We start from the raw sequence: 25391 nt of genomic DNA, 5'->3' as shown, positions 1-25391 counted from the left end.
TCCTTCTCGGTCGCGTGGAAGTGGATGTCAATCGTTTGGGCCCGGCGCCGGGAAAGGGTTTACATAGTCCGGCGGCGGAAGCCGGTGAGCGCCAGTCCGCCGAGGACAACAGCCCACGCCACAAGTCCCAGTTGGCCGACGAGGGTGTGAACTAATCCCCGGTCTTCGACTGTCGTCGCGCTGATGGCCCTCATGAACAATGGCGTTGGTGTCATGTTTATCAAGGCGTCAACGGCGCCCGCGGCTTGCTGCGGGATCATGGAGCCCACAGCGAAGACCACCAGAGGCAGGAGCAGATTGACTCCGACGAGCAGTAGCACGGACCCAAAGGCACGGCCCACGACATGGGCCAGAGCCACAGCAATGAGAACCATACTTGTGCTTCCTACGACGGCTGCCGCCACGCCCAGGAGTCCCGACCCTGCGAATCTGCCCTCTGACAGGACAAGTCCGAGTCCCGCGATAACGATCGTGATGAAGACCGTGCTGCCAACTGTCAGCGCAGCCCAAGAAAAGACCCTGGCCATGAAGAGCCGGTCCCTTTTCGGTGTCAGTGACAGCGCCAGGCCCAACTGACCGGTGTGGTCTCGACCTACCGAGAAAACCGCCGCTACAGAAAGGACCAACGCACAGACGAATGCCCCGGCTTCGATGGAGGTGGTGGTCATGACCCTAGTGAGTTCGGGGGCCAGTGACTTCATGATCAGCATCGTAGCTATCCCGCTCATCAGAGCTGCTGTGATCGCCACAAAGAAAGGGACGGGCACTCCGCCTTTGCTGAGGAGTCGGTGCACCTCAGCCTTTGTCACAGAGCCAAGGGTCTGTTCCGTGGAGACCGTAGTGAGGTCGTCGACCGGTGATTCGGTCATCGTCATTTCGTTCCTCCTGATGCAGTCCGGGCAAGGACCTCGAAGTAGGTGGCTTCGAGGCTTCGAGTCGCCCTGGACAGATGCGAAATCCCGGCTCCGGACTCCAAAGCCACGGCAGCGAGCTCGGTAGGGTCCGAGTGGTGGACGAGCAATCCCCCGCGCTCTCGGGTGGTCTGGAAACCTCGTTGCGCCAAAGCAGCCAAGAGAAGCACTGGATTCGGTGACTCAAGGTAGTAGCCTGCTGCGTCCAGACGGGACACGAAATCGCCGATGCTTCCCTGCCCGAGGATCCGCCCGCCGCCAATCATCACGATGTCATCAGCCATTTCTGCCAGTTCCGCCATGTGGTGGGGGGACAGGAGGACCGTTGAACCCCGTGAAGCCGCAGCCGTAAGGAACGATCTGATCCAGGCGATTCCATCCGGATCGAGCCCGTTGATTGGTTCGTCCATGACCAGTACGTTCGGACGGCTCACCGTAGCTGCAGCGATGCCCAGCCTCTGGCGCATGCCCAGTGAGAACGTGCGGACCCGGTGGTGCGCCACTCCGGCCAGTCCAACCGTCTCCAGCGCGTCCTTGCCCCAAGAAAGTGGCAGGCCCTGCAAACGGCAGGCGTAGTTGATGATGCCGGCAGCCGTTGCATGCACCGGGAGCCATTCCGCCGACAGGAAGAGTCCCATGGTGCTTCCCGGACGCGGGGCATCCGCGAAGTTTGCTCCGTTGACCGTGACGGTACCGCTATCCGGACGCACCAATCCGGCTATGGTTTTCAGCACTGTGGACTTGCCTGCGCCGTTGGGCCCGACGAACCCGGTGACCCGCCCAGGTGCGGCCGTGAAAGAGACGTTGCGGAGCACGCTCGTGGTCCCAAAGTTTTTACTTAGGTTGTGGACGTGGATCATGGATGAATGAGCTCCTTGGCGTTGGGCTGTTTGATGGTGCGGCGCAGCCGGTAAGCGGCAATTTCCCGGGAAGTGTCCTCCACGAGGCGGCCTATTTGGTCCGGGACCGCCCTTGAAAAGCTGAGCGCAGCCAACGCCTTGGGCCGACCCGCGAAATAGCGGGCCCTCACAAGGGAAACCTCGGACGTGCGGATACCGGTTGCGGACACAGAGTGAAGACCGGTGGCGGCGAGAACCATCTCCTGGTCAGCGAAGGAGCGGCTGATCCAACTCACCACGCTGCCCGCGACAGAGAACTCTGCTGTGGTAAGGCGGACGGCCATGGCGAGAACGCAGTAGATGGTCGCTGTTCCCACCGCGTCCAGAACGAGGGCGCCACCTCCCATCCGGTGCAGAACCCAACCGAAGCCAAGCGCCGGCGCCCCTACCGCCGCGAAGATTGCCAACGATCTGGCGATTGATCGGCGGCCTGAGGACACCAGTAATGCTGGACGTTGCAGCTCTGGCAGGGATTTTTCGAGGATTTGCGTCACCTGTCTTCGCGGCAATGATGGGAGAACCATGTTGGTTCCCATCTGTGCATCCGAGTCCGTCGTCAGGAGGGCGACCCGAACTCGGTCCAGAAGCATCTCGATGAGGTTGCGCCGAGCCGTGATCCCGCCGACGGCGGAGGACTTCACATCACGCCGGTTGGTGGACAGCCATCCGTAGCTGATGGAAAACCCGGCGGAATCACCGCTCACGGTGAAACCGTGGTATTTGACGAGGGAAACGACCGAACCGCCGAGGAGGACCGCACCACACAGCATCAGGCCTCCCACCAAGGGATGCGAACCTGAGACGTCCAGAACGCCATCCAAAATGGCCAGTTGATCCGCGATGTCCGACAAGGTGATAACGGCACCGGTTCCTAAAGCAACCACATGACCATAAATCAGGTTTGCGGCCGCGAGGTCGCGCCGCCGGGCCGTGTAGAGCACGCCCCGGTTTGTCGACACCGATGGACCTGGACCTGGGCCATGGTCGCACGCGACGGTTCTGCCTGAGGGCGCGGGCTGTGCCCCATCTGCTCCGTGGGCTCGTACAAACCGGACGATGGTTTCCAAGTCTTCGTGGTCAACGCCGGTGACATCGATCTTCGTATCGTCCTGGCCCCCGGAGCGAAGGGAGACGATCCCGAGTCCGAAGCGGCGGAACGCCCATGGTGAGCTGATGTCCACAACGGAGACATCCCGCCACGAAGTCGTCCTCGTGGTTTTGAAGATCAGCCCGCGGTTGACGGCAAAGGTATCCTCGGAGATCGCATATGTCAGCGTCGACCAGAGGTATAAGGGGTGGGCCAAGCGGAGGACGAGCAGGCTGGCAACCAGGTAAACCGCCATGGGCCCGGGCCACAGACCGGGCCGATCCCAGTACAGAAGTCCGGCGAACAACAGGCTGGCCACGCTAGGGGCTCCCCGAATGGACATCGCCGCCATGGCCCTCAGAGGCAGGTGCTGCCATGAGTCAGTTTCCATCGGTCGAGGCCTCCAAATAGATGGACAACGCTTCCCGGCGAATCTCTTCGGCCACGCCACGTTCCACGGGACCGAGCGGTTCAACATGGTTGAGGGTGGTGAACCTGACTTTTGCGAGACCAAATCGTCGCAGCAACGGCCCCTCGATGATGGCGACATTCAAGATCTGGGCGGTCGAGAGGACTGTGTCCTTGGACAGGAGGAATCCACGTTTTACCCGGACGGCATCGGTGTCTACGGCGTACGAAGTGTGGCGCATCGTGAGTCGGCTGACAATCGGCACATCGACGATGAGACCGGCGGCGATAAGGATCGCCATGACAGCGATGGATGGTGCGCTCCAACTGCCTGGGACGAGCCAGAGTACGAGTCCGCACAGGAGGGTTCCCGTTGTCAGCACCTCGACGGTGGAACGGATCATTAGGTAGCGCAAGGCCACGGGTGGCAGCGCCGACGCATAGACATGCGATCGCGAGGCGCGGCTGGACATCTCGCCCGGATCTTCTTCGCATGTGCTGGCCACTGCGCCCCTCTCTGTGTTTTGCTTTGCCTTATCCCCATGTTCTGCGGCACTGGTGGGATCGGAGTGCGTTGGGCTCCGACCCCACCAGTGCCAGACTCATGTCAGCCGATTCCTAGAATCTGCATGATCCATTGGGCGATCGTACCGAAGGTCACGCCCCGCTCCAGCCACCGCTGTACCGTTGACCAGTTATTCCTTGCCCACCGGGCAATCGCGTTAACGACGCCCACTCCCCAACGCCAAACCTGCCCCAGAACCCAAGCGACAAATCTCAATACAGCACCCATTTATATTCTCCATCTGGCAATTTACGGTGATGTACGGGAATTCCCAATACGCTTTCAACGCTATTTTTCAGATGAATTATGAAACAGTGGTCAATTGTCGTTTTTGATATGTACTTTTGGATAGGGTGTTGAGGAATTTGGCTGCTGGGGAGCGGCTGCTCTGGCTCCATCAATTCCAAGCATTGTTCGCTGTCACCCGACCCGGACCTCGCCGGCCTCGAGGGCGGCGACGAGGACCTGCAGCCGATCCTGGACGCACCACTTCGCCATGATGCGTGAGAGGTGGCCTTTGACGGCCGCCTCTGAAACGCCGAGCTTCTTGGCTATGTCGCGATTGGACCGCCCTTTGCCCAGGCACTCAACGACATCCCGTTCCCTGAGCGTTAGCGCGGGTAGATCCTTCCGGGAGGGCGTCCGCTCGGCGGGGCGTTCTCTCCGCAGCACCTCAAGTAATCCAATGAGTGCGGATCGGGACAAGAAGACGTGTCCCGCTGTAACTTCGGAAACTGCGTTCTGGATCTCTCGAACGGAAGCATCGCTCGTGACGATACCGCGGGCGCCCGCATCCATGATGTCCAGAATTCCCTCCGATGCGACGGCGTCGATGAAGACCATGAGGTGTGCTTGTGGGTAGAACGAGAGTACGGGGAGCAGATTTGGAGTCGCGTAACCCCGGGATGATCGCGCATCAACGACCACCAGGTCCGCCTCGTGGGCCCGGCAATCGGCAGCGAGCTCGAGCGGTGACGTTGCTCGACTAAACAATGCCCTCGTCTGCGAGTTGAAACGAAAGATTGCGCTGAGTACTGAATGCAATTGGGTGTCGAGTGCGCCAACGACTACGGATACTTTATGCACTCGATATCATCCTTTCCCTTGCGCCACCATTGGGGCAAGGTGGTTCCAATCCAAATATTGGGGAATCATGCGGATCGATGTCCAGCTTGGCATCCTGATTCTGACTGCTCAATATGCTTTAGCAATCAACCGGAATGCAAATGTGAAATTTGCTTACTAATTTCACGGTCAGATTCTTCAGGCCTGGACCGGCAGGCGCGCAAACTGCGGTGTTCCGACCGCTTCTGCCGCGTTGTAGTGGGCGCGCGATGACGTGGAGTAAGCGGAAGGGGTGCCAGGGTGTTCAGGTGGCCGCGGTGTTCGGCTCAAGAAGTGCGGATGGGTGGCTTCATTTCTGTGGGACATGAACCCGACCGTATATCCGCTCGATGGATTAATGAAAGGCTTCAATCGTTTTTCTAGTCCCTTTGTACTATGAGCCCGCGGAGTAGGGGCGACCTGCCCAGCATGGCCCTTGTGACGGTACAGGGGAGAGCTAAGGCAATCTTGATGGCCGCAGCACGTTCGCGTCACCGGCCTTTGCAGGGTCAAGCGGCACGGGGCTGACGAGTACCGCCGGTCCGCGATTCAGCATGCCGCCGGAGACGACCTGGCACCGGACTCCGCCTCGCCCGCGCATGGCCTTGTGGGCGCCAGGTGCCAGCATTTCGTCCATCCAGGCGCAGGGGTGAGCGGGTCGGCCGGCCTTCAGCGTTACGGAGTCGTCCCCGGATTCCACGGTGAAGTCGTGCCCGAGCAGGGGAGCCAACTCGGCACCCCTGATGATGACGTTCCGGCGGGTGAGGAGGGGATCGAAAGGTCCAGCCCCCAGTTCAGCGGCAATGGATTCGAGGGCTTCCACGGCTAGGAGGGTCACTGCGGCATCCATATGCGCGGCCTTGCCAAAGAACCTGTCGCCAACAATCCCCTTGCCAGCGACAAGTTCCGCGTGATCCGCATCTTGGGTGGGGACATCCGCGGCCCCCTCCCGTGCACGACCAAAGTAGGCGTGCGCCGGCGATACCAAAAGGTGCAGGACCTCGACGTTGTACCTGTAGTCAGCGGGCATGTCACCAAACTATCGCCAACAGCACCGCCGCGCACGACACCGGCACTGCGGGACAAAGGCAAGACGACGACGGCGGATGGTTCCGCCGTCGTCGTCCATTGCCCTGCCATGTAAAGCGTGCTTTACTTGCCGTATGAGTAAAGCTTCCTTTACATCGAGGCGGGCGCCAGTCCACCACTACGTCCTGGCGGTCATCCTGGGCGTCATCCTGACCATCGCGGTCTCCTTGCTGGTGGGAGCATTGAACCCGGACGATTTCTGGCTGGCGGCAGGCATTGGTGCCCTGTGCGCGGCCTACCCGGCCCTGTCACTAGGCGGCAAGGTCTTCGTTTCAAGGAACACCGTCACTCGCGACCCCCGTGGCGAGCAGAGCGTGGAGCTCCAGTGGATGCGCCAGGCCGGGGCCGGGGCTTTCCTTGACGTGCTGGTGGCCACGGTAGTTGCCGTGCTGGTGCTTGCCATTGGCCGGTTCGCCGTGGACGCGCTCCCGGTCCTCCTGGGGCTCGTTGGGTTGAGCGCGGTGGATGCCGGGCTTCGCTACGTGGCCATTCGCCACCGCGCACTGAAGTGAAGAACAACCTCGCCGAGCGTCGCGCAGGCCGAAACTGGACCCAAGCGGAGCTGGCTGCCGCGCTTGGCGTATCCCGGCAGACCATCATCTCCATCGAGCGGGAGAAGTTCGATCCTTCGTTGCCGTTGGCCTTCCTCATTGCCCGGACATTTGGGTGCTCAATTGAGGAGATCTTCTCGGCCGAATGAACGCTGTGACGCCGAGGCTCACGCCGAGACGAGGGCCTTGGTGCGGCCAGCAACGCCCTTCAGCGCTCGCTGCCTGAAGGTGAACGCCACAGCTACGCCAAGCAGGATGGACGCCGGGACCAGCATGGCCACCCAGAGAGCCACATGCAATAACAGTGCCCCGCAGACAGCTCCAAGGAACATGGAGGCGACGGCCGCAAACCGACGGATAGTGGCCGGTGTGCTGGCTCCGCCCCAGAAGCGCCCGGCCTCACTGAAGAGGAGGGACAACGTTGACGTAACCACCACCGTCGATACGTCAGTTACCCCTACCCTGCGTGCGGCGATGGCTTGGAAGCCCATCAGGGTTCCGATGCCCAACGTCACTGTGTGCATGAGGACCTCGCTCATGGGCATCGCAAAGAGCACTCCCGTGACAGTGAGCATGCCAAGAGCCGTAACGCAGAAAACGGGAACGAGCGCGAAGTCCCTGCCATCGGCCGGAGGGAAACGGCGCAGAATCAGCCCCAGCAGCAATGAGCCGACCGCGAAGCCACCCAGGGCGGCCAACGGCCCGAGGAGCGGGACGTGCTCAGAGCCAGCCAAAGACAGCCCGATCAAGATCACGTTTCCCGTCATGTTGGCCCCGAATACGCGGTCCATACCCAGATAAGTTGCCGCGTCCAAGGCGCCGGTACCGAAACTCAGCGCGATCATGAGCCAGAACGAGAGTCGTTGATGCCGCACCGGGCTAGTTTCCCTCGTTCGACAATCCGTCCGGACGGGTCGATAACCCGTCCGAACGAGGATCCGAGCCTGCAACGAATGTTCCAGGTTCGGTGCCCTGCCGGACCACCTGAAGGTGTCCCGCTGCGTCGTCCAGAGGTTCCAACTCTTTCGTACGGAAGCCGGCACTGTGAAGTTTCTGGAGTGCCGCCGTCGAAACCCCTTGTTCGACCGAAATGGTGGTGGCGTCGTCGGGAGCCGCAGCTCCGGCTTCCATCTGTCCCACGATCCACCGCGGCCTTCCAGTGGCCTCGGCCGGTGACAGGCCCAGGGCTAGGTTTAGGGCCAAATGCGTGTGGACCTGCGGCTGGGCGCGTCCGCCCATAGTGCCGTGGGCGCCAACCAGCTGGCCATCGCGGCGGACAAGCACAGGCATGAGGGTGTGTGCAGGCTTGCGACCCGGCGCGAGCTCGTTGGCGGCACCCGGGACGAGGCTGAACGACGCACCCCGATTGTGCAGGAGGATCCCCGTACCTGGGTCCAGGACGCAGGATCCAAAGGCGTGGAAAGCACTCTGAATCAGGGAAACCCAGGTGCCGTCTGAATCAGCCGTGACGATTGCCACGGTATCTCCGGTTCTGCGGGCATAGGCACGGCCAGGAGCCGCCGCAGCGGTGCGGCCAGCCAACGCTCTGTTCGCCAAACCGGCGGCAGCTTCCTCGGAAAGCAGTTCATCGAACGGGATTTCCGTGAACCGCGGATCGCCAAGGAAACGGTCCCGGTCTTTGGCCGTTTCTGCCAAGATACGGGCCACGATGCCTGCTTCGGCGCCGATGGCGTCCGGGACATGCCCTAATTCCCTGGCCACGATGTCCAGGGCGGACATTCCTTGAAGGAAGAATGTTCCTTGGCTGTTCCCTGCCGCACTGAGGTATTCAGAACCGGCGAAAGTCGTTGCCAGTGGCGCCTCGATGGAAGACTCGTGAATCCCGAAGTCCTCGGAGGTGAGGTCGCTGCCTTGCGCCTTCAAGGTGGCAACAATGCTCTTACCAATAGCGCCCTTGTAAAACGCCTCGATACCGTGGTGGGCGATGGCTGTGAGGGTCTCGGACAGGCGATCCAGCTTCATTGTCTGTCCAGCACCCAGCAGGGTCCCATCCCGGAAGAAGACTTCGCGGCATCCCTGATCTTTGGCCAGGAGTGCTTCCTCCCGGAGGAGGTCCCGGTACACTCCTGGTGCCACGGGAACTCCTGCTGCGGCGGCGTCCGCGGCGCGGAGCAGCGCGGAGGCAAGGGGTAGTCGACCCCACTTGTGAGCGAGGACTTCCCAAGCCCCGAGGAGCCCGGGAACCGTAACACTCTTTGCACCCGAAACCGGAACGAAGCCGTCATCGCCGACGTAGTTTTCAGGTCGGAGGGATTGGGCGGACGTTCCAGTGCCGTTTACCACTGTGACACGACCGTCAGGTGTGCCGACCATGGCTATGGCGTCGCCGCCAATGCTGCATTGGTTCGGATACACCACGGTGAGCATGGCGGCAGCTGCAAGGGCTGCGTCAACAGCATTGCCACCATTGGCAAATGCGTGATGTGCCGCCGCCGTTGCATCAACGTGGGGTGTTGCGACTGCACCGGAGGTGTAGCTCTGACTCATGATTCATTGTGCTTTCTGATTGGTGTGTCAGGGTCCCACGTGTCGATACCGATGGTGGTCGAAACCTCGTGGATGTGCCCGGACATGGCCTCGCGTGCTTCGTCGGCTTCATGACGGCGGATGGCGTCATAGATTCTCCGATGGGCGGCGACGGACTTTGCGATGCGTTTCATGGTTTGGTGGGTGGTCTCGCGCGATGGCGCCATCCATTCGTTGGCTACGTCCAAGAGCTTGACCAGCATGGGGTTCTGCGTCAGTTTGGCGACGCCGGAATGGAACTCAACATCCAGCCTGACCAGGAGTTGCATGGACGGTTTGTCGCGGCGGAGTTCGGCCTCGGCCAGTTCCAGGGGCCTGAGCAGGGAACTGAGTTCGCTGCCCCTGGCCCGCAATGCAGCGCGTTCAGCCATGGGCGGCTCGATGACTGCCCGGAGATCCATCACTTCACGGAGCGTTCTTTGCGAAGACTCCATGGTTCCAAGCATGGCTGCGTGGAGTTCCGGCCTGGATTGTGCCTCGACGATGGTGCCCCGCCCAGGCTTCCGGCTGATCAGCCCACGGAGCTCAAGATCGCGTAAGGCTTCCCTGACAGATGTCCGGGAGATGCCGGCTGTCTCGGCCAGTTCGCGTTCGTTGGGAAGCTTGTCGCCAGCACTGAGTTCGCCGTCGGCAATCATTCGGATCAGCCGTTCACTCAGCTGCTCCGAAAGGGGGCCGTTTGCTATGGAAATGCTGCTCAAGGACGACACTCTTACCTCCGCTGAATTGGTTCGACAAACCTACCAGCCAGTTGGTCAGGGCTGTGGTTACTCGAAGATCTCCACAGTGACCCAATTCTCGAAGCAACTTCCACCGGCCAGGCTCATGACGCCAATGGTGGCGCGACCGCCCAAGCCGACCTCCGGGCCGAATACCTCGACAAAGAGATCAGTGGCTCCGGACGAGACTTTGTGCACTTCCGTGAATTCCGGGGTAGACGTCACGAAACAAAGGGAGCGAACGATCCCCTTGACCTTGTCCAGGGAGCCCAGTGCGAGACGGATTCCGCCGAGGCAGTTGAGGGCGGTGAGCCTGGCGGCTTCGTATCCTTCCTCCACTGTCAGGTTGGCGCCCAGCCGGCCGGGGTAACGGACGGTGCCATCACTCTTGTCCGGCGTGTGGCCGCTCAAGTAGAGGACGTTTCCCACGATGTGATGCGGCTTCATGCTGCCGTATGTATCCGCACCGTAGTACCCGTCGGCACTGAAATCGGGAATCTCCAGGCCCAGCTCGCGAACGCGGTCTTCATAACTCATGGCCAAAATCTTGCTCCTCGTTTGTTCTGCCACGCCAAGGCAGTTAGTCCAATGGTCCAACCAAGTGCTATGAGGCTAGTCACAATCCAGGCTGGCGTCAACAGTGAAATGAAAATGAACGATATTCATAAAAAACCGTTGACTTAGGTCCGAAGGTCGGACAAACTTCTGTTAAGGAAGCCTCGCCAACTTCCTTTCAACCAAGTGATCACCCCAACGCCGACATCAGCGCATGCGGATTCGGCACATCACTTGCAAAGGAACCATCATGTCCACTCTGGACCGTTCGCTGGACCCTCTCGAGGTCAGTTACCTTGACGACCCCCGGGTCGTGAAGGAAGCAGCCACCGAAGACTACACAACCCATGTTGTACCGCTCTCCTGGCGTAGTACCAAGAAATCGCTGTCGATGTCTTGGTACTCGCTCGTCAGTGGCATGTTCTATCTGGTCACCGCGGCCACGCTCGCTGCTGTGGTCGGCACCGTTGACACTGTCATAGGGATTGTCCTCGCCTGCCTCACATTCGGCGCCTTGGGCTACGTATTTTCCAGTTACGCCACAAAGACCGGCCTGACTGTCGCACTGATTTCGCAGCGTTTGTTTGGTGCATCCGGCTCCATCGTTGCGCCGCTCATCCTTGCCGCCACCTCCATCTACTATGCGGTCTTCGAGAGTTCGATGATTGCCCACGCGTTCTCGGCTTCCATAGGCGGCTTGGACATCCGGATTTGGTACGCCATTGCCGTGGCGATGAACCTGCCCTTGGTCATGGGCGGTATTCGCCGCTGGATGGACAAGTACAACGCAGCACTGCTCCCTGTTTACTGGGGAGGCCTGATTCTGGTCATCATCTTGGCTGCTACACGGATGGACACGTCAGCGTGGCTGGCACACACGCCAGCGCAAGCCGGTCACCTCGCAGCTCCGGGTTGGCTCTATGCATTCTTCATCTACCTGGGTGTGCTGGTCCTCATGATGTTCACCATGGACTTCGCCCGGTTCGGCAAGCCAAAGGACGCCAAGATCAATGGCATCGCGACGTTCGGGCCGGTGTTCTACGTCTTCGTTTACCTTGCCAACGGCTTGATCGGTATCTTCATCGCGTATGCCGCCGGCCTGGCCGGAGGAATTTCCTCAACGGCAATCGTGGATTTCATCGTCACGCTCCTGGGCGGCTGGGGATTGTTCCTGGTCTGGGTCACACAAGCGCGTATCAACACAGCGAACTTCTACGTCGCTTCAACCAACATGGAAGCGCTATGGACACGGCTTTTCCGCACGCGCCTGCCGCGAGTCTGGGCTGTCCTGCTGTGTGGTGCCATCACCTACGTCTTCATGCTGACTGATGTCCTCAGCTACTTGCTCGTTGCGCTGGCATGGCAGGGAGCCTTCATAGCCTCATGGGTCAGCATCATGCTGGTTCACATTATTTTGAGTCCCACCGGCGACAAGAACGGCCTACCCGAATTCCGGCCGGGGCGCCTGGCGAAGTTCACTGCTGGAGCCGGGGTCTGGATCGGGAGTTCCGTACTTGGTGCTTTGTTCTACCAATTCGCCGGCCCCATAGGTGCCACCTGGTCAACGCCGCTCACCTTTGCGCTGGGTGCGCTCCTATATACGTTCGCGTTCAAGGCGCAGTCCCGGAAGGTGCTGCTGCGGCGCGCACATGATCCGCGGGATGAAGTGGACGACATCTGGGAGGCCCGCATCCGTTGCCACGCGTGCGACCACAGCTACATCGCGGTGGAGATGGACCGGGATCCTTCCCGAAAGGGGCATCCTGCAATCTGTGCCGCCTGCGCTGGCCTCAGTCGCAGCTACCTTGAGGCCAGCAGGGACGAGCACGCCCGCGCTGACATCGCGGCTTTGGACTCCCGCCCGCAACCCGTCTGAGGCGTATTTCCCTGACGCAACGGCGGCCGCTGCCCACTGGCAGCGGCCGCCGTTGTGTCCTGCGCCGCAGCGCCCGTCCGGCAGCGGGGTTACAGTGGCACGGTGAACTTTGCCGAGGCCCCGGATGGCACTGAACTCGCCTGGACCGCGTCCGGTGAAGGCGACCCGTTGCTCTTGATCGCCGGCCAGGCGACAGCCATGGCGGGTTGGGGCCCGACGGCGGACCTTCTGTCCCGCTATTACCGCGTCATCCGCTTTGATCACCGGGGGACAGGACGGAGCGGCAGGGGAGAAGCCGAACGGTACACCACGCGGGTCCTGGCTGCTGACGCCGTTGCCGTTCTCGAGGCCGCAGGCGCGGATTTAGCACACGTGTACGGTCATTCGATGGGTGGGCGCGTGGGCCAGTGGTTGGCCATTGACTACCCGCACAAGGTTCGGACCCTGATCCTGGCGGCCACCAGTGGCGGGAAATGGCCGGACGTCAGCGTCCAGCCGGACAAAAGTGCCTTGGAGGCCCTGGTCGGCGGCGACATGTCCCGGCTTGCAGAGCTCTTCTTCGATGCCGAGTGGGTCCGAGACAATCCCGAAGCGACGCACATGTTCTTCAGCTCCCATGCTTCGGCGTGGGCCAAAGCGCGTCATTTCAAGGCCAGCCGCGAGCATGATGCCTGGAGTCAACTCGGCTCCATCAAGGCTCCTACGCTGATCCTCCACGGCGCCGACGACCGACTCACCCCGTTGCCCAATGCCCTGCTGCTTCGTGAGCACATCCCTCGCTCGGTACTGGTGCGCGTACCCGGCGCGGGGCACGGCTTGCACCTGGACCACCCTGAGACGGTCGAATGGATCCGGGAGTTCATCGCCAGGAAGAGCGGCTAGCTGCCGAAGAGTTTTCTTGATACGGCTGCCTTCGGGCTTCAACTTCGGGCGGCATGGACCGTTGTGGCGTGGGCGATCGCCCTACAGCCGAGTTGGGAGATTTGCTCAGTCGTTCTGTATTCCCCTGCGGAAGTCACTTCCCGGTCCTAGCGTTGCCGCGGGGGACGCCGTGATTAACAGCCCTGAAAGCTTCGCCGTACGTGAGTACGGCATCCAAGGACCACTCCTTAAGCACCGCCAATACCCCATGTGGCAGCGGGTGCAGCTCAACGAGTTCGTGCACAGGAAGCCTATAGCCGCTGGCTTTCGCGGTGTACGTCAAAGCGCCGACCGGAGGGTACCAAACCGCTTCCCCGCGTCGCCGTCTGCTGACTTCATAGCCGAAGATGCCGCCATGGGTGGGTCTCCAGACTTCCACCAAGGAGGCAAAACTGCTCACGAGGGCGCCCTTACCGAATATCAGCGCGTTGCCAAAGGTCAATGAGAACGAATCGCTTGAAGGTCCGCCCTGCGCTCCATCGCTGATTGCAGCGTGAAACGGGCTCGTGCGGCGTTCCGTCCCTTTGACGTACGCGACTAGTTGCACGAAATAGCCCCAGCTGGGGTGAAAGCTCCCTGCATCGTCTCTTCTGGCTCCGGCATTAACAAGGTGGATAAGCTCCTCGATGTCAGGCCCTAATTCGTCTTCTCCGGAGCGCTGTCCACTAGTTTGGGGAAGCCCAACCCATTCCATCGGGCGTGTATCAAGCTGCTCGAGAATCGGAAGAGTTGCTAGAATCTTCGCCGCGACATCCCGAGGCGCCGCCTCCCGCCCACCCAAGTGCAAGTCGAGATCAATATCGTCCAAGGCAGAATCGAAGAGCTCTGTTGATAAAATGCCTCCCACGTCGCACTCCTTATTGTGAATCACAACTAGCCTTCCCTCGGAGCGAATCTTACGTCCACTGTGACACTAACGCGGTTGCGTTCCAGATACCTTGTGACGGCTTTTTCCATCAACATGGCAAGTTCCTCGTTGTGAGTGAAAAGCCATTCAAGATGGGCGCCTGGTGCCCTCGCCTCCAGCGCTTGGATTTGACGTCGGACGGAGTCCTGGACCCAGTCGTTGATTGCTGTCGGAACGGCCTGATTGCGCAGATAGCGACCGTCATAAACTCCTCTGAAAAGAAGGTCATAGTTGCCCTTAACTTCCTGGAACACTTCTGTAGGTGGGTGGCCGCGCCACAGATGTCCGTCAAAGTCCACCGTCGTGTGCATACCGCCAGGTTGAACATAGTCAACGATGTACTCCAGAAGGTAGCCCTTTGGGCCGGTAGCAGCGACTCCTGTCCCGAAGATTTGGTCGGCGACGCCATTCTTGCTTCGACCGCCGATGGGTTCTTGCCAGCTTCCAGGTCCTCCGTCAGTGTCGCCAATGGTGGGTTGGTGGTCGGGGTGGCGTCCTGGAAGGGACGGATCGCCGAGGGTTTGGTCGAAGATACTGGGGCCAGGTTCAGGGGCGGGCAGGGTCTTAGCGCCGGCCCCTCCAGTCTTGTCAACTTTAGCCAGCCACGGGGTTTCTGTGGCGGGCGTGGGTAGTTGATGAGGTATGCCGGCCGGTGCGGGTTGAGAGCCGTGTCCGTTGAGGGTGTGGTTGAGTTTGGCGAGTCCGGTGTCGAGTTTGTCGAGGGCGTTTCCGATGCCGTCGTTCCAGATGGCGGTTCTGGCTTGGGCGAGTTTGGCGGTGACAGCGGCCGTGGTTTCGCTGAGGGCGGTGCGGGCGGCGCCGGTGAGTCCGGTGGCGGCTTTGGACAGGGCAGCGGTTTCAGCGCCCAGTTTCCCGGCTGTTGATCCTGCTTTGATGCCGGCGCCGGTGCCGCCGGCGAGGAGGGATGCGACGTCGAATCCGGTGGCGCCAGCGGCGTGCCAGGGGTCGGTGGCCCAGTCGTCGTAGTGGATGGTCTCCTTCAGGGCCCCGCCGACAGTGAGGACGGCGTCGAGGTCCTCGGCGGTGGTGTCCCGGAAACCGCGGTCGATGACGGCTTTGGTGGTGACCGCCGCGGCGCCCAGGGCGAACATTCCCTGCCAGGCCTGGGTTTGTTTGACTTTGTCGGTGGTGCCCAGCATGGTGTGCAGGCCTTGCCCGGCGCCGAGCAGGGCGCTGACGAACCCCTGCCCGGCCGAACCTGGCCCGCCCAGGCGCAGGGACACGTTCGGTGGCCCCCAGGGCAGGTCGGGGAGGTCCTGGTCGGTGCCGAAGAAATGCTGGGCGTGGGTCAGGCCGTTGGCGATCAGGTCGGTGGAGCCGTCAAGGGTGGCCCGCGGGATGGCCGGTGCGTTGTAGCGTTCGCCTCCGGTCAGGGCGCTTAGTTCCGTGGCGCAGGCGGCGTCGGAGTCGAGGATGGCCTGGGCCAGGGCGCTGGCCTTGTCCATGGTTTCGCGGTGCCGGTCCACGATGTTCAGGTGTGATTGCCAGTTATCGTTGCCTCCGATGAGTCCGTCCAGGGCAACGATGTCTGCCCGGAGGGCGGTGATGCGGTGTTTCAGTTCCCTGGCCCGGTCCGCGTAGGCGCCCAGGATGGTCGCGGCTTTGCCGGTCAGGGCGGCCAGGTCCTGGGAACGGGAGAGCACCGGGGTGAACCCGGCCAGGACCTGCCCGGCCTCGGGTGCCTCGTACGCCCCGGACAGCCCCGCCCAAGACCGGGCAGCGTCGTTGACACCGGAATGCACAGCATCCCCCGAAGCCGCCAACGCCCGCGCATGGGTATCCAACGCCTCAGGATCAGGCAACGGCGGAAGCCCCTCGACACTGATCCCCGACGCCCCGCCACCAGCAGCACACACATCCCTGAAATCCACACTCATAGGACGGAAGGCGTGGTCGTGAACGCCAGCCCAGACAGGTCAATATCAGCCATGGATTCTCCCCAATCGAAGTACTCGGTCGGGCCACACGGTATCCACGGAAACCGGCATCTAGGTGCTCAAATAGCCCACCCCTAGTCCAATTCACGCCAAATTAGGTGGTGAAAACGACCAAACCTGGTTCTGGAGGAACCATCTAGGTGGTGAATCGCTCGGGATGCTCCGTGGCGTCCGACGGCGGACGGAAACCATTTCTCCTTCAGGCATGCTGGAGACACTGCCATATAGCGGTAGGGCCAATCCGCCCTTCATGCACACATTGTTGTCGAGTTCCACGTCCACCGGCTCTAGGTCTGTCAGGAACGGCACCATTGCAAATTCGTCCGCACTGCCAACATCGGCGGCCCATGCCAGTCGGATACCCATAGTAGTTTCAACGGCATCCTGCATACTAAGGATGCGGGTGGCAAGGTGCTTGCCTTCTTGAGATCTTCCCGGCCATCGGCAAATGACGAAGGGCCGCTGGTACTTGCTTGTTGAATTCATTTCAGGCGAGTCTTTCCCTGTCACTTGTTATTTGGGAGAAATTTGACATCAATAGGGTAGTCAAGCCGGTGTACGGCATGTTTGGGCGTTGGGTGCGGACCAGGCTATCTATAGGGGAAGAACGGAGGCTTGCCTGCTGGGGCAGCGCAGGCCTCACGCAGCTCGCGTGGTGACAAATAGGCGTAGTATGAAAACTCAATTAGGTCAACGTAGTCACCATAAAACTTGTTGCCCGTCGCCGCCTCAACCAATGCCCAAGAATCGCCATTCGGCAATAGGGCATATCCACGAGCAACGTCCTCTATTGTCATTGGAACCGGAACGACTAGGAGAAATGGGAGATCCTCGTCTTCACGCAAGCTTCCGCATAGCGTGTACGTCAGGAACTTCTCCATGGCATCAATGATGGTTGACACAAAAAATTCTTCTTCGTCGCCGCCTCTGTCTGACCGCCTCAGAACAAATGCGTTGTTGTCGATCAGTAGGTGCAAGCTGACGTCACTACCTAGGGACAAGTGCCATGAGTTGTCGGTAGAACTTTGCGTCGCCGAAACACCTGCTTCTACAATGACGTTCTGAACATTTGAAATGACTTTATTCAAATCGCTTTGCGACACATTCATTTTTTCACGCCCCGCCACCAGTAACACACACATCCCTGAAATCCACACTCATAGGACGGCACGCGTGGTCGTGAACGCCCGCCCAGGCAGGTCAGTATCAGCCATGGATTCTCCCCAATCGAAGTACTCGGTCGGGCCACACGGTATCCACGGAAACCGGCACCTAGGTGCTCAAATAGCCCACCCCTAGTCCAGTTCACGCCAAATTAGGTGGTGAAAACGACCAAAACCTGGTTCTGGAGGAAACCATCTAGGTGGTGAATCGCTCGGGATGCTCCGTGGCGTCCGACGGCGTCCGATCGGCTTTTCAGGGCAGCCGCCGCCGAGGTGCGTGACAGGTCAGCCCTGCGTCCCGCCGTCGTTGACTTGCCCGCTGAGGTGCCGGACCAGTGCGTCCACGATGGGCAGCTGCCCTTTGACGAGCTTGGTCCGGGCTACGGATTCCTCAAACCAACGGGCGTCGTCAATTTCGGGGAAATCCTTGATGGCGCCTGAGCCCTTGGGCCATTCCATGGGGAAGGTGTTGCTGACGATCTCCTCTGGCTGAAAGTGGCAGGCTTCCGCGGTGAAAGCGGTAATGAGTTTGCCGGAGGGCTGCCGGAAAACGCCCAACAATTCGTAGTCTGCGGGCGGGGGAGGAGTGCCTATTTCTTCGGTGAATTCCCGTTTCGCCGCGACCAAAGCATCTTCGTCCTCGGGAAATTCTCCCTTGGGGATGGACCATGCATGCTGGTCCTTCCGCGCCCAGAAGGGGCCGCCCATGTGGGCAATCCACAGTTCCAATGGCCCGGGCGAGGCCTGCCGGTAAAGAAGTATGCCTGCACTGCGAATGGCGATGAGAGCCCCCGGGTGATGGTTCTTCGGGTGAATCGGTCGGACAGGTCAAGGTTACTCCGCCCTGCGGTGCCGTTATCCAATTGACGTTGAATTGCCGATCTTGCTTGTTCTTTTCGCTTCCAGCAGGTCACTTACTACTCGATAATCGAGGAGTTGCACGTTCCTCGGGGGTGGAACGTCACTGCGGTCTCCGGCAACTGCCGGCGACGATTCTGGGCGCATCAACACGGAGGACACAGCTATGGCAAAGTCAGTGAGGCTCCTTCCACGCGGGGGAAGAAAAGCACTAGGTTTGGCCGTCATGATGGCGGTAGGTTTATCGATGTTCACGGGAATTGGGCCATCGCATGCTGCGGATACAACGCCCATGGCTGAGGATCCTGGCCCTGTGGGCAGCTTTGCTTGGAAGGGATTCAACTGGCAGAAGCGTTTCTGGGGTGGGGCGCCCATGTACAACGCGAGCTGGGACGCCAACAATGTGAGCAGCCCGGACGCCAACGGTTACGTGAAACTGTCCATCACCAATCCCACGGGCACGGCGCCGAAGGGCGCGGAGTTCCAATCAACCCGTGAAGGGTTCGGATACGGCACATACAGCACCACCGTGGAGAAGGACGTCAGTGCCCTGCAGAAGGAAGTGGTGTGGGGATGCCTCTTCACCTACGACCCCGCAGCCGAGCCTGGCTACACGGAGATCGACCTCTGTGAAGCATCCGCGTGGGGTGGTGGAGCTGCGTACGGCGAAAACTGGCCAGTGACCCAAGGGCATGGGTATTGGTTCGATGCCACTTTGCCTCCGGGGCAGGGCAACAACACGGTCACGTTCGATACCACCAATGCTCCGATCCTGACGCACAGGATGGTCTGGGAGCCGGGCAAGCTGACTTTCGAAACGTTCGCGGGGGAGGATTTCAGCGGCACGCTGCTGAAGCGGACGGTTCTGCAGGGCGCCACGGTTCCGCTGCCAGCCAACGAGCAGATCCACTTCAACCTCTGGGTCACCGGTGGTGGCGGCGGTGACGCTGCCCATGTTGCTCCGGAAACGGTCACCATTCGCGATTTCTCGTTTGTGCCCGGAATTCCGCTGACGGCGCCAACACCCACCATCACGGGCACAGCAGCTGTCGGCTCCACCTTGACGGCGGCGCCGGGAACGTGGACCAGCGGCACTGCCTTGACCTACCAGTGGTTCAGGAACGGCACCGCAATATCGGGCGCCACAGGCTCCACGCGGGTCCTCGCTGCCGCGGACCAAGGCACCAAGCTGACAGTGCGGGTCACGGGAACCAAGACCGGCTATGCCACAACCACCAAGGAATCGGCTCAGACAGCCACAGTGGCAGCAGGTACGTTGGTTGCCCCCACCCCGACCATTACCGGAACGCTCACAGTGGGCTCAACGCTGACGGCCAACACAGGCACGTGGACGTCAGGGACGACTCTGACGTACCAGTGGTACCGGTCAGGAGTGGCGATTTCCGGTGCCACAGCCAAAACCTACGTTCTGGTGACCGCTGATCAAGCAGACACCATGAGCGTTAAGGTGACTGGAACCAAAGCCGGCTACACCACGGTGGCCAAGACCTCGGCCAGCACCGCTCCGGTCACCTAGGGAAACAACAAAGCCGCAGTTGTGTCGCGCCGGGGGAATGGCGACACAACTGCGGCCCTGTTGGGCTTGTTAGTTCTTCTGGGCCCTGACCGGGACGATCCTCTTGATGGCAAGGCCCAAAGCCAACATGGCGAACGCTGCCAGGGCAAACCAGAAGAGGTCTCCTGCGCCGGTCGCTGCGAGTGTGCCTGAGCCCATTCCGGCTGCGGTGACTCCGGTAAGGGGGGCTACTGGGTTGTTGTACATGGGAATTACCAAACTTTCTTGCGGTTGAGTGCTGCATCCAGGTAGGCCTTTGCGTGCACGGCCTGGAGGAAGATATCGATGACGGTTTCGTACATGGTGGCGGCCAGCAGCATGTACCTCCAGCCCCGGAACCGCACGGTGACAATGCGCTCCAGGACGAAGATGCCGGTGACTGCGATCCAGAACGGCTGGAGGTTCAGGCCCATTCCGGTGGCCAAAGCGAAGATGATGGAGCCGAAGTAGGCCAGGGTCACCAAGACACCGATCATGGAGAGGAACTGGCGTCCCCAGTAGGCCCGCGTGACTTTGGTCCAGCCGTACTGCACGCAGTTCTCCACGGCGCCGCGCTTCCAGCGGAGCCGTTGCGACCATAGTTCCCGCCACGTCGGCATGACCTCGGTGACCAGCGTGCAGTTGGAGGGTGAAGCAATGCGGTAGCCCAAGGTCAGCAGGGCAAAGGAGAGTTCGTTGTCCTCGGTCAGGACGGACGTGTCATAGACACCGCCCTTGCCGTTGCCGGGAGGAAGCGTGCCCTTCAACCGCGCTGCGACGACGTCGCGCAGGGTTTTGACCCGGAAGAGTGCCGCCGTTCCAGTGACTACCAGGCATTTGCCGTGGAGACGCTTCACGTCCCGGGCGTAGCGGGCGTACTCATTGCGCTGCAAGTGACCGACGAAACCGCCGCCGGGGCCGCCGCTGAATACCCCGCCAACGGCGCCGAGCAATTCGTCGGTGAGGAGGTTGTTGGTGGCGTTCTCGATGAAGTCCAGGGCCAACTGGGAGTCTGCGTCCTGGACCAGGACCAGGTCTTCGGGGTCGGCCTCGGGAAGCAAACCGCTGAGCGCGAAATTCAAGGCTCCGGCCTTCTTGTCCTTGTTTCCGACCGTTCGGATGACCTCAGCGCCCTGGGCAAGCGCAAGCGTCTCCGTGTCATCGGTGCAATTGTCGGCCACCACGATGACGCGGTCCGGGCGACGGGTCTGGTTGTTCAAGGAGATGAGGGTTTCGGTGATGCCGGCGGATTCATTGTGTGCAGGGACCAGGACTGTGACCACTCCACCGGCTGCGCGGTGGGATCCCCGTGGCGCGGCGGCGGTGTCCGGTGCGTCTGTGTCGGCCGTGAGTTCCGTGATTTCCGTGAGCATTGTGATCCCTCCGTTCGAGCGTTGAAGTGTTGTCTCACTTAGAGTTCCAACGCGAACGCAAGATCAGGGCACGGTAAGCGTCAAGGAAGTCTCAAGGTTTGCTCAGGGTTTTCTTGAGGCGCCACGAACAGGGTTTGAGGACCACCCGGACAGTTTGGACGCGTCAGCGGACGCGCCTAAACGCAAGAGGACGACGCCGGTGAGTACCGGCGTCGTCCTCTTGCTTTTTTGTTTGAGCTGCTTAGCGGCTCAGGCTGACCGTGAAGGTTTTCGGTCCGCTGAGGGTCACTGCAATGCCACAGTTTTCTGCGGCTGCGCGGTGTGAGAGGGACTGGATGGCGGCATCGATGGTGTGGTCGATGGCCGACTTGTCCCAGATTTTCAGCGTGATGGAGTCAGTATGTGTCGTCATTGTCAGTACTTTCACTCAGGCCGTTGACAGCCCCAAGCTTCTTCGCAGGGGCCGCATCCTCGTCGGTGAGGATTGCTGATTCAGCTTGTATGGGAAACAGGTTCCCTCATTCATGGTTCATGCTGCCCACAGCGATTGACAAGCGAATCCGAGTAAGTGTGACCGATTACACGTTGCTGGTTACTCCGTGTAACCAGTGCTGACGCTGAGTTCCCGCCAGAGTTCCACCTCTGCCCGCTGGGCCTCCTGAACAGCCCCGTAAGCGTAGACGGCGTCCTCTCCGAGGAGCAGGAAAGCCGGCGTTTCGGAGGCTTCGACGGCGGAGATGATCGCCGCGGCGGCCTTGTCAGGGTCACCCTTTTGCGTGCCGTGGACGGTGTCGTTCTCCTTGCGGCGCTTGCCCGCAGTGTCGGCGTAATCGGCGATTGCCTCGGCCGACTGTGCCAGTGACCGCCCGGCGAAGTCTGTGCGGAAACCACCTGGTTCCACTGCGGTCACTGAGATTCCCAGCGGTTTCAACTCCTTCTGCAGTGATCCGGAGATGCCTTCCAGCGCAGCCTTGGTCGCAGAGTAATAGCCGGAGCCGGGCGGGGAGATGCGCGCGCCGATCGAGGAGATGTTCACGATCGCCCCGGACCGGCGGGAGCGCATCCCCGGAAGGACGGCTTTGATCATGGCCACCGGACCGAAAACGTTGGTGTCGAACAGCGTGCGGACGTCGGCGTCGTCGCCCTCTTCGATAGCGGCGCGGTAACCGTAGCCGGCGTTGTTGACCAGGACGTCAACGGCACCGAACCGTTCCTCGGCCTGCTGCACCGCGGCGTCCACCTGCGACTGATCGGTGACATCGAGCGCTACGGCAAGGGCCGTCGTCGGGAATTCACTGGCGAGGTCCTGTAGGGCGGAGGTGTCACGGGCGGTGACGACGGCGTTATCGCCTCGTGCGAGGACGGCTTGGGCAAGCGAACGGCCAAGTCCGGTGGAGCAGCCTGTGATGAGCCAGGTAGTCATGATGTTCCTTTCATGGGTCGACCTATCCATTGGAACGCTACTCCCCATGCTGCCGGGAGTGCCCGTTCTTCCGGGTACTCCCAGTGCCTCCCTGTTGCCCGGCATGGCACCTACGCTTGAAAGCATGGACAACCGCAGCGAGATCCGTGAATTCCTGGCGACGCGCAGGGCCCGGATCAGCCCCGACCAAGCCGGACTGCCCGCATACGGCGGTAACCGGCGCGTCCCGGGGCTGCGCCGTGAAGAAGTCGCGCTGCTCAGTGGCATGAGCGTCGATTACTACATCAGGTTGGAACGCGGGAATCTGGGCGGAGTCTCGGAGAGCGTCCTGGAAGCGTTGGCCCGGGCGCTGCAACTGGACGACGCCGAGCACGCGCACCTTTTCGACCTCGCCCGTGCCTCGGGTCCATCCTCGCGGCCGCGCCGCAAGGCCCCTGAACAACAAATCCGGCCCACGGTGCAACGGATACTGGACGCGATGGCCGATGTGCCGGCCTATGTGCGCAACGGCCGCCGGGACATCCTGGCAACCAACAAGCTCGGGCTGGCTTTGTACTCAGAGATGTTCACCGACGCCGTCAGGCCGGTGAACGTGGCGCGTTTCGTGTTCCTCAATCCACGCGCCCGCGGCTTCTTCATGGACTGGGAGACCGCTGCGAACGACCTCGTGGCCAATCTGCGCACCGAGGCCGGCCGCAACCCGTATGATCGCGCCCTGACCGACCTTGTGGGGGAGCTGTCCATGCGCAGCGAAGAGTTCCGCACCCGTTGGGCAGCGCACAACGTCCGCTACCATCGCACCGGCCTCAAGCGCATCCATCACCCGATAGTGGGCGACCTTGAGTTGTCCTTCGAGGCCATGGAACTACCGGCAGATCCCGGGTTGTCCCTGATCGTCTACAGCACGGAACCCGGTTCGGCGGCGGAGGAGTCGCTCAAACTGCTGGCGAGCTGGTCGGCCGGCAACGACGCCGCTGCGTCAACGCCTCAAGCAGCCGACGGCAAATCCAACGTATAGACCACCAACTGCACCTTCGGCTCCGGCCGTTCCTTTTCGCGCTCCGGCCGGCGGACGTACCCCAAACGACGGTAAAGGCGCTGCGACGTCTCATTGTCGACGGCGGTGTCCAGCACTATGCGCCCGGCACCCCGGGAGGTGGCAAGGCGGGCGGATTCGTCGAGGAGTTTTCGGCCAAGGCCCGTGCGGCGGGCTTCCGGGAGCACGGCCAACAACCTGAGTTCCACCTCGCCTTCCTGTGCCTGCCTGCTGAGGTTCGAGCCGAAGGGCAGGAGGGTGGCCGTGCCCACCAAACGTCCGGTTTCCAGGTCTTCGGCCACCAGCAGCACGCCCTCGCGGGCCCTTGCCGCGGCATCCAGCAAGAGGCCGAGCCGCTCTTCGTCCGGCTGGCGCGCGCCGGGAAGGTGATGGCCGAAGCCTTCGTACGTCAGCTGCCCTACGGCGTCGTACTCTTCGTGGCGCGCCTCGCGAATCACGTAAGTGGCGGTGGCGACAGTGGTTTGTGTGGTCATGATGGTCCTTTCGACGACGACGGCGGTCAGCTGGCGCGGTCGGTAGCTGCCAGGCCGAGATGGGATTTGAGCGTGGTTCCCGAGTACTCGGTGCGGGCGAGCCCGCGTTCCTGGAGGATCGGGATGACTCCGGACGCGAAGCGTTCCAGGTCTTGCGGGAGCAGGGAGAACATCAGGTTGAAGCCGTCGGCAGCACCTTCTGCGTGCCAGCGTTCCAGGGAGTCGGCCACGTGCTGCGGGGTGCCAATGAAGTCGTGGTTCCGTTTGTCACCGGTGAGGATCGAGTAGAGGTCCTTGAGAGTGACCTGGTCCTCGCGGCCACGGATCTGTTCCCCGGCAGAGCGAAAGTCGGTCCTGGGCTGGGTGATGCCGGGTATGCCGGATTGGGCCACCGTGGCGTCCGCTCCGAGCCCGGTGAAGTCGACTGTGCCTTCGCCCGCAGGACCGGAGAAATACTCCTGCAGGAAATCGAGGACCTGCTGATCGGTGATGAGTTGGTCGAGTTCGCGGATGCGTTCCAAGGCCTCCTCGCGGGTGTCCGCGACCACCGGCGAGATGGCCTGGTAAACGTAAAGCTCATCCGGGTTCCGGCCGAACGACTTTGCTTGGTCACGGACTGAATCGCGGTAGCTGCGGGCCTGCGGAATATCGGAATGGCTGGCGAACAGGGCATTCGCGAAGCGCGCTCCCAGCTGCTGCCCGGGCACCGACGTGCCAGCCTGGGCCAGCAAGGGGGAGTGCTGCGGGGAAGGCCCGATGTTCAGGGGTCCGGCAACTTTGAAGAACTCGCCTTGGTAGTCCACGCGATTGAGCTTGTGGCGGTCAAAGAACCGTCCCTGCGACTTGTCGTAGAGGAAAGCGTCCTTGTCCCACGAGTTCCACAAGCCCTGGGTGACCTCCACGAATTCCTCCGCACGCCGGTAACGGAGGCTGTGGTCGAGGTGTTCGTCCGCGCTGAAATTTCCGGCCGTGCTGTTGGTGAGGTCCCTGGTGGTGACAATGTTCCAGCCAACGCGGCCGCCGCTGATGTGGTCCGCCGTCAGGGCAGCGCGGGCAAAGTTGAAGGGCTCGTCGTAGGACGTGGAGGACGTTGCGATGAGGCCGATCCTGCTGGTGACCGCGCCAAGGGCCGTGACCAGGCCGATGGGGTCGAAGCGGTTGAGAATGCCGGGGTTGGAGGTCTCGTCGACCGCGAGGGAGTCGCCCAGGAAGATCGCATCGAACTTGGCGTCTTCGGCGATCTTGGCGAGCGTCACCTGATGAGCGAAGTCGATGCTCGCTTGCGGGAATGCTGTTCCGTGGCGCCACGAAGCCAGATGGATGCCGGTGCCCACAAGGTAGGCGAAAAAGTGGATCTGCTGGCGTTCACGCGTAAGTGTCTGGTTCATGGGC

General features: G+C 61.3%; 28 protein-coding genes. 6 read left to right on the top strand and 22 right to left on the bottom strand.

Translation table 11 applies throughout. From position 1 onward, the window contains the following. Positions 1-59 precede the first annotated feature (59 nt). The 7 genes from ACFRJ9_RS02525 to ACFRJ9_RS02495 form a co-directional block, all read right to left on the bottom strand. A complete protein-coding gene (locus ACFRJ9_RS02525; RefSeq protein WP_377664071.1) occupies positions 60-869 on the bottom strand; it encodes a hypothetical protein in 810 nt (269 codons plus the stop codon). Positions 870-871: 2 nt separating this feature from the next. Further along, positions 872-1771, bottom strand: coding sequence for an ABC transporter ATP-binding protein (locus ACFRJ9_RS02520; RefSeq protein ID WP_377664069.1), 900 nt, complete (start codon positions 1769-1771; stop codon positions 872-874). Continuing rightward, positions 1768-3288, bottom strand: coding sequence for a PH domain-containing protein (locus tag ACFRJ9_RS02515; protein ID WP_377664067.1), 1521 nt, complete (start codon positions 3286-3288; stop codon positions 1768-1770). The genes ACFRJ9_RS02520 and ACFRJ9_RS02515 overlap by 4 nt, the downstream gene beginning before the upstream one ends. Beyond that, positions 3278-3811 (bottom strand): PH domain-containing protein, encoded by a 534-nt coding sequence (locus ACFRJ9_RS02510; RefSeq protein WP_377664065.1) that lies wholly within the window; start codon positions 3809-3811, stop codon positions 3278-3280. Before ACFRJ9_RS02510 ends, ACFRJ9_RS02515 begins: the two co-directional genes overlap by 11 nt. 101 nt (positions 3812-3912) lie before the next feature. Further along, complete coding sequence (locus ACFRJ9_RS02505; protein WP_377664063.1) at positions 3913-4098, bottom strand: aureocin A53 family class IId bacteriocin; 186 nt, start codon at positions 4096-4098, stop codon at positions 3913-3915. A 192-nt stretch (positions 4099-4290) separates the two neighbouring features. Beyond that, positions 4291-4956: a response regulator transcription factor gene (locus ACFRJ9_RS02500; RefSeq protein ID WP_377664061.1), complete on the bottom strand. Its 666-nt coding sequence runs from the start codon at positions 4954-4956 to the stop codon at positions 4291-4293. Positions 4957-5431: 475 nt separating this feature from the next. After that, entirely contained in the window at positions 5432-6004 is a 573-nt protein-coding gene (locus tag ACFRJ9_RS02495; protein WP_377664059.1) for an MOSC domain-containing protein, read from the bottom strand. 133 nt (positions 6005-6137) lie between these two features. Here ACFRJ9_RS02495 and ACFRJ9_RS02490 point away from each other — a divergent pair, with 133 nt between their 5' ends. Together ACFRJ9_RS02490 and ACFRJ9_RS02485 are read left to right on the top strand one after the other, a co-directional pair. Then, a complete protein-coding gene (locus ACFRJ9_RS02490; RefSeq protein ID WP_377664057.1) occupies positions 6138-6575 on the top strand; it encodes a hypothetical protein in 438 nt (145 codons plus the stop codon). Then, the gene (locus ACFRJ9_RS02485) at positions 6572-6763 is read left to right on the top strand and encodes a helix-turn-helix transcriptional regulator (RefSeq protein ID WP_377664055.1); all 192 of its coding nucleotides are present in this window, start codon (positions 6572-6574) and stop codon (positions 6761-6763) included. Before ACFRJ9_RS02490 ends, ACFRJ9_RS02485 begins: the two co-directional genes overlap by 4 nt. A gap of 18 nt (positions 6764-6781) precedes the next feature. On the opposite strand, the gene ACFRJ9_RS02480 is transcribed toward ACFRJ9_RS02485, so the two are convergent. The 4 genes from ACFRJ9_RS02480 to ACFRJ9_RS02465 all read right to left on the bottom strand — a co-directional run bounded on the left by ACFRJ9_RS02480 (position 6782) and on the right by ACFRJ9_RS02465 (position 10417). Next, positions 6782-7489, bottom strand: a complete 708-nt coding sequence (locus ACFRJ9_RS02480) for a YoaK family protein (protein WP_377664053.1) — start codon at positions 7487-7489, stop codon at positions 6782-6784. A 4-nt stretch (positions 7490-7493) separates the two neighbouring features. Beyond that, complete coding sequence (locus tag ACFRJ9_RS02475; protein ID WP_377664052.1) at positions 7494-9122, bottom strand: gamma-glutamyltransferase family protein; 1629 nt, start codon at positions 9120-9122, stop codon at positions 7494-7496. Next, positions 9119-9862, bottom strand: coding sequence for a FadR/GntR family transcriptional regulator (locus ACFRJ9_RS02470; protein WP_377664050.1), 744 nt, complete (start codon positions 9860-9862; stop codon positions 9119-9121). Before ACFRJ9_RS02470 ends, ACFRJ9_RS02475 begins: the two co-directional genes overlap by 4 nt. A gap of 66 nt (positions 9863-9928) precedes the next feature. Beyond that, the gene (locus tag ACFRJ9_RS02465; protein WP_377664048.1) at positions 9929-10417 is read right to left on the bottom strand and encodes a RidA family protein; all 489 of its coding nucleotides are present in this window, start codon (positions 10415-10417) and stop codon (positions 9929-9931) included. Positions 10418-10685: 268 nt separating this feature from the next. Here ACFRJ9_RS02465 and ACFRJ9_RS02460 point away from each other — a divergent pair, with 268 nt between their 5' ends. After that, on the top strand, positions 10686-12311 hold the full coding sequence (locus ACFRJ9_RS02460; protein WP_377664046.1) for a purine-cytosine permease family protein: 1626 nt from the start codon (positions 10686-10688) through the stop codon (positions 12309-12311). 102 nt (positions 12312-12413) lie between these two features. Next, positions 12414-13193: an alpha/beta fold hydrolase gene (locus tag ACFRJ9_RS02455; protein WP_377664044.1), complete on the top strand. Its 780-nt coding sequence runs from the start codon at positions 12414-12416 to the stop codon at positions 13191-13193. Positions 13194-13326: 133 nt separating this feature from the next. Here ACFRJ9_RS02455 and ACFRJ9_RS02450 read toward each other — a convergent pair whose 3' ends face one another. The 5 genes from ACFRJ9_RS02450 to ACFRJ9_RS02430 all read right to left on the bottom strand — a co-directional run bounded on the left by ACFRJ9_RS02450 (position 13327) and on the right by ACFRJ9_RS02430 (position 18043). Beyond that, positions 13327-14079, bottom strand: a complete 753-nt coding sequence (locus ACFRJ9_RS02450) for a hypothetical protein (protein WP_377664042.1) — start codon at positions 14077-14079, stop codon at positions 13327-13329. Positions 14080-14105: 26 nt separating this feature from the next. Further along, the gene (locus ACFRJ9_RS02445) at positions 14106-15962 is read right to left on the bottom strand and encodes a hypothetical protein (protein ID WP_377664040.1); all 1857 of its coding nucleotides are present in this window, start codon (positions 15960-15962) and stop codon (positions 14106-14108) included. A gap of 219 nt (positions 15963-16181) precedes the next feature. Then, positions 16182-16583, bottom strand: a complete 402-nt coding sequence (locus tag ACFRJ9_RS02440) for a hypothetical protein (protein ID WP_377664038.1) — start codon at positions 16581-16583, stop codon at positions 16182-16184. A 104-nt stretch (positions 16584-16687) separates the two neighbouring features. Then, positions 16688-17233, bottom strand: a complete 546-nt coding sequence (locus ACFRJ9_RS02435; protein WP_377664037.1) for an Imm61 family immunity protein — start codon at positions 17231-17233, stop codon at positions 16688-16690. A gap of 312 nt (positions 17234-17545) precedes the next feature. Continuing rightward, on the bottom strand, positions 17546-18043 hold the full coding sequence (locus tag ACFRJ9_RS02430) for an NUDIX domain-containing protein (protein WP_377664677.1): 498 nt from the start codon (positions 18041-18043) through the stop codon (positions 17546-17548). 367 nt (positions 18044-18410) lie between these two features. Between ACFRJ9_RS02430 and ACFRJ9_RS02425 the strand changes: the two genes are divergently transcribed. Further along, positions 18411-19655, top strand: coding sequence for a hypothetical protein (locus ACFRJ9_RS02425; RefSeq protein WP_377664035.1), 1245 nt, complete (start codon positions 18411-18413; stop codon positions 19653-19655). 69 nt (positions 19656-19724) lie between these two features. Here ACFRJ9_RS02425 and ACFRJ9_RS02420 read toward each other — a convergent pair whose 3' ends face one another. The 4 genes from ACFRJ9_RS02420 to ACFRJ9_RS02405 form a co-directional block, all read right to left on the bottom strand. Continuing rightward, positions 19725-19901, bottom strand: coding sequence for a hypothetical protein (locus ACFRJ9_RS02420; protein ID WP_200846855.1), 177 nt, complete (start codon positions 19899-19901; stop codon positions 19725-19727). 5 nt (positions 19902-19906) lie between these two features. Then, positions 19907-21046 (bottom strand): glycosyltransferase, encoded by a 1140-nt coding sequence (locus ACFRJ9_RS02415; protein ID WP_377664032.1) that lies wholly within the window; start codon positions 21044-21046, stop codon positions 19907-19909. A 241-nt stretch (positions 21047-21287) separates the two neighbouring features. Continuing rightward, a complete protein-coding gene (locus tag ACFRJ9_RS02410; protein ID WP_018778796.1) occupies positions 21288-21458 on the bottom strand; it encodes a hypothetical protein in 171 nt (56 codons plus the stop codon). Positions 21459-21638: 180 nt separating this feature from the next. Beyond that, entirely contained in the window at positions 21639-22469 is an 831-nt protein-coding gene (locus ACFRJ9_RS02405) for an oxidoreductase (protein WP_377664030.1), read from the bottom strand. 124 nt (positions 22470-22593) lie between these two features. Here ACFRJ9_RS02405 and ACFRJ9_RS02400 point away from each other — a divergent pair, with 124 nt between their 5' ends. After that, complete coding sequence (locus ACFRJ9_RS02400) at positions 22594-23487, top strand: helix-turn-helix transcriptional regulator (protein WP_377664028.1); 894 nt, start codon at positions 22594-22596, stop codon at positions 23485-23487. On the opposite strand, the gene ACFRJ9_RS02395 is transcribed toward ACFRJ9_RS02400, so the two are convergent. Together ACFRJ9_RS02395 and ACFRJ9_RS02390 are read right to left on the bottom strand one after the other, a co-directional pair. Further along, positions 23457-23999: a GNAT family N-acetyltransferase gene (locus tag ACFRJ9_RS02395; protein ID WP_377664026.1), complete on the bottom strand. Its 543-nt coding sequence runs from the start codon at positions 23997-23999 to the stop codon at positions 23457-23459. The two genes, ACFRJ9_RS02400 and ACFRJ9_RS02395, sit on opposite strands and share 31 nt — an antisense overlap. 26 nt (positions 24000-24025) lie before the next feature. After that, entirely contained in the window at positions 24026-25387 is a 1362-nt protein-coding gene (locus ACFRJ9_RS02390; RefSeq protein WP_377664024.1) for an LLM class flavin-dependent oxidoreductase, read from the bottom strand. Positions 25388-25391: the final 4 nt, after the last annotated feature.

The sequence above is a fragment of the Paenarthrobacter sp. NPDC056912 genome (assembly GCF_042786555.1).
Lineage (GTDB): Bacteria > Actinomycetota > Actinomycetes > Actinomycetales > Micrococcaceae > Arthrobacter.
Note: the sequence above shows the minus strand (reverse complement) of the source record. Positions and strands in the feature narration are given on the sequence as shown.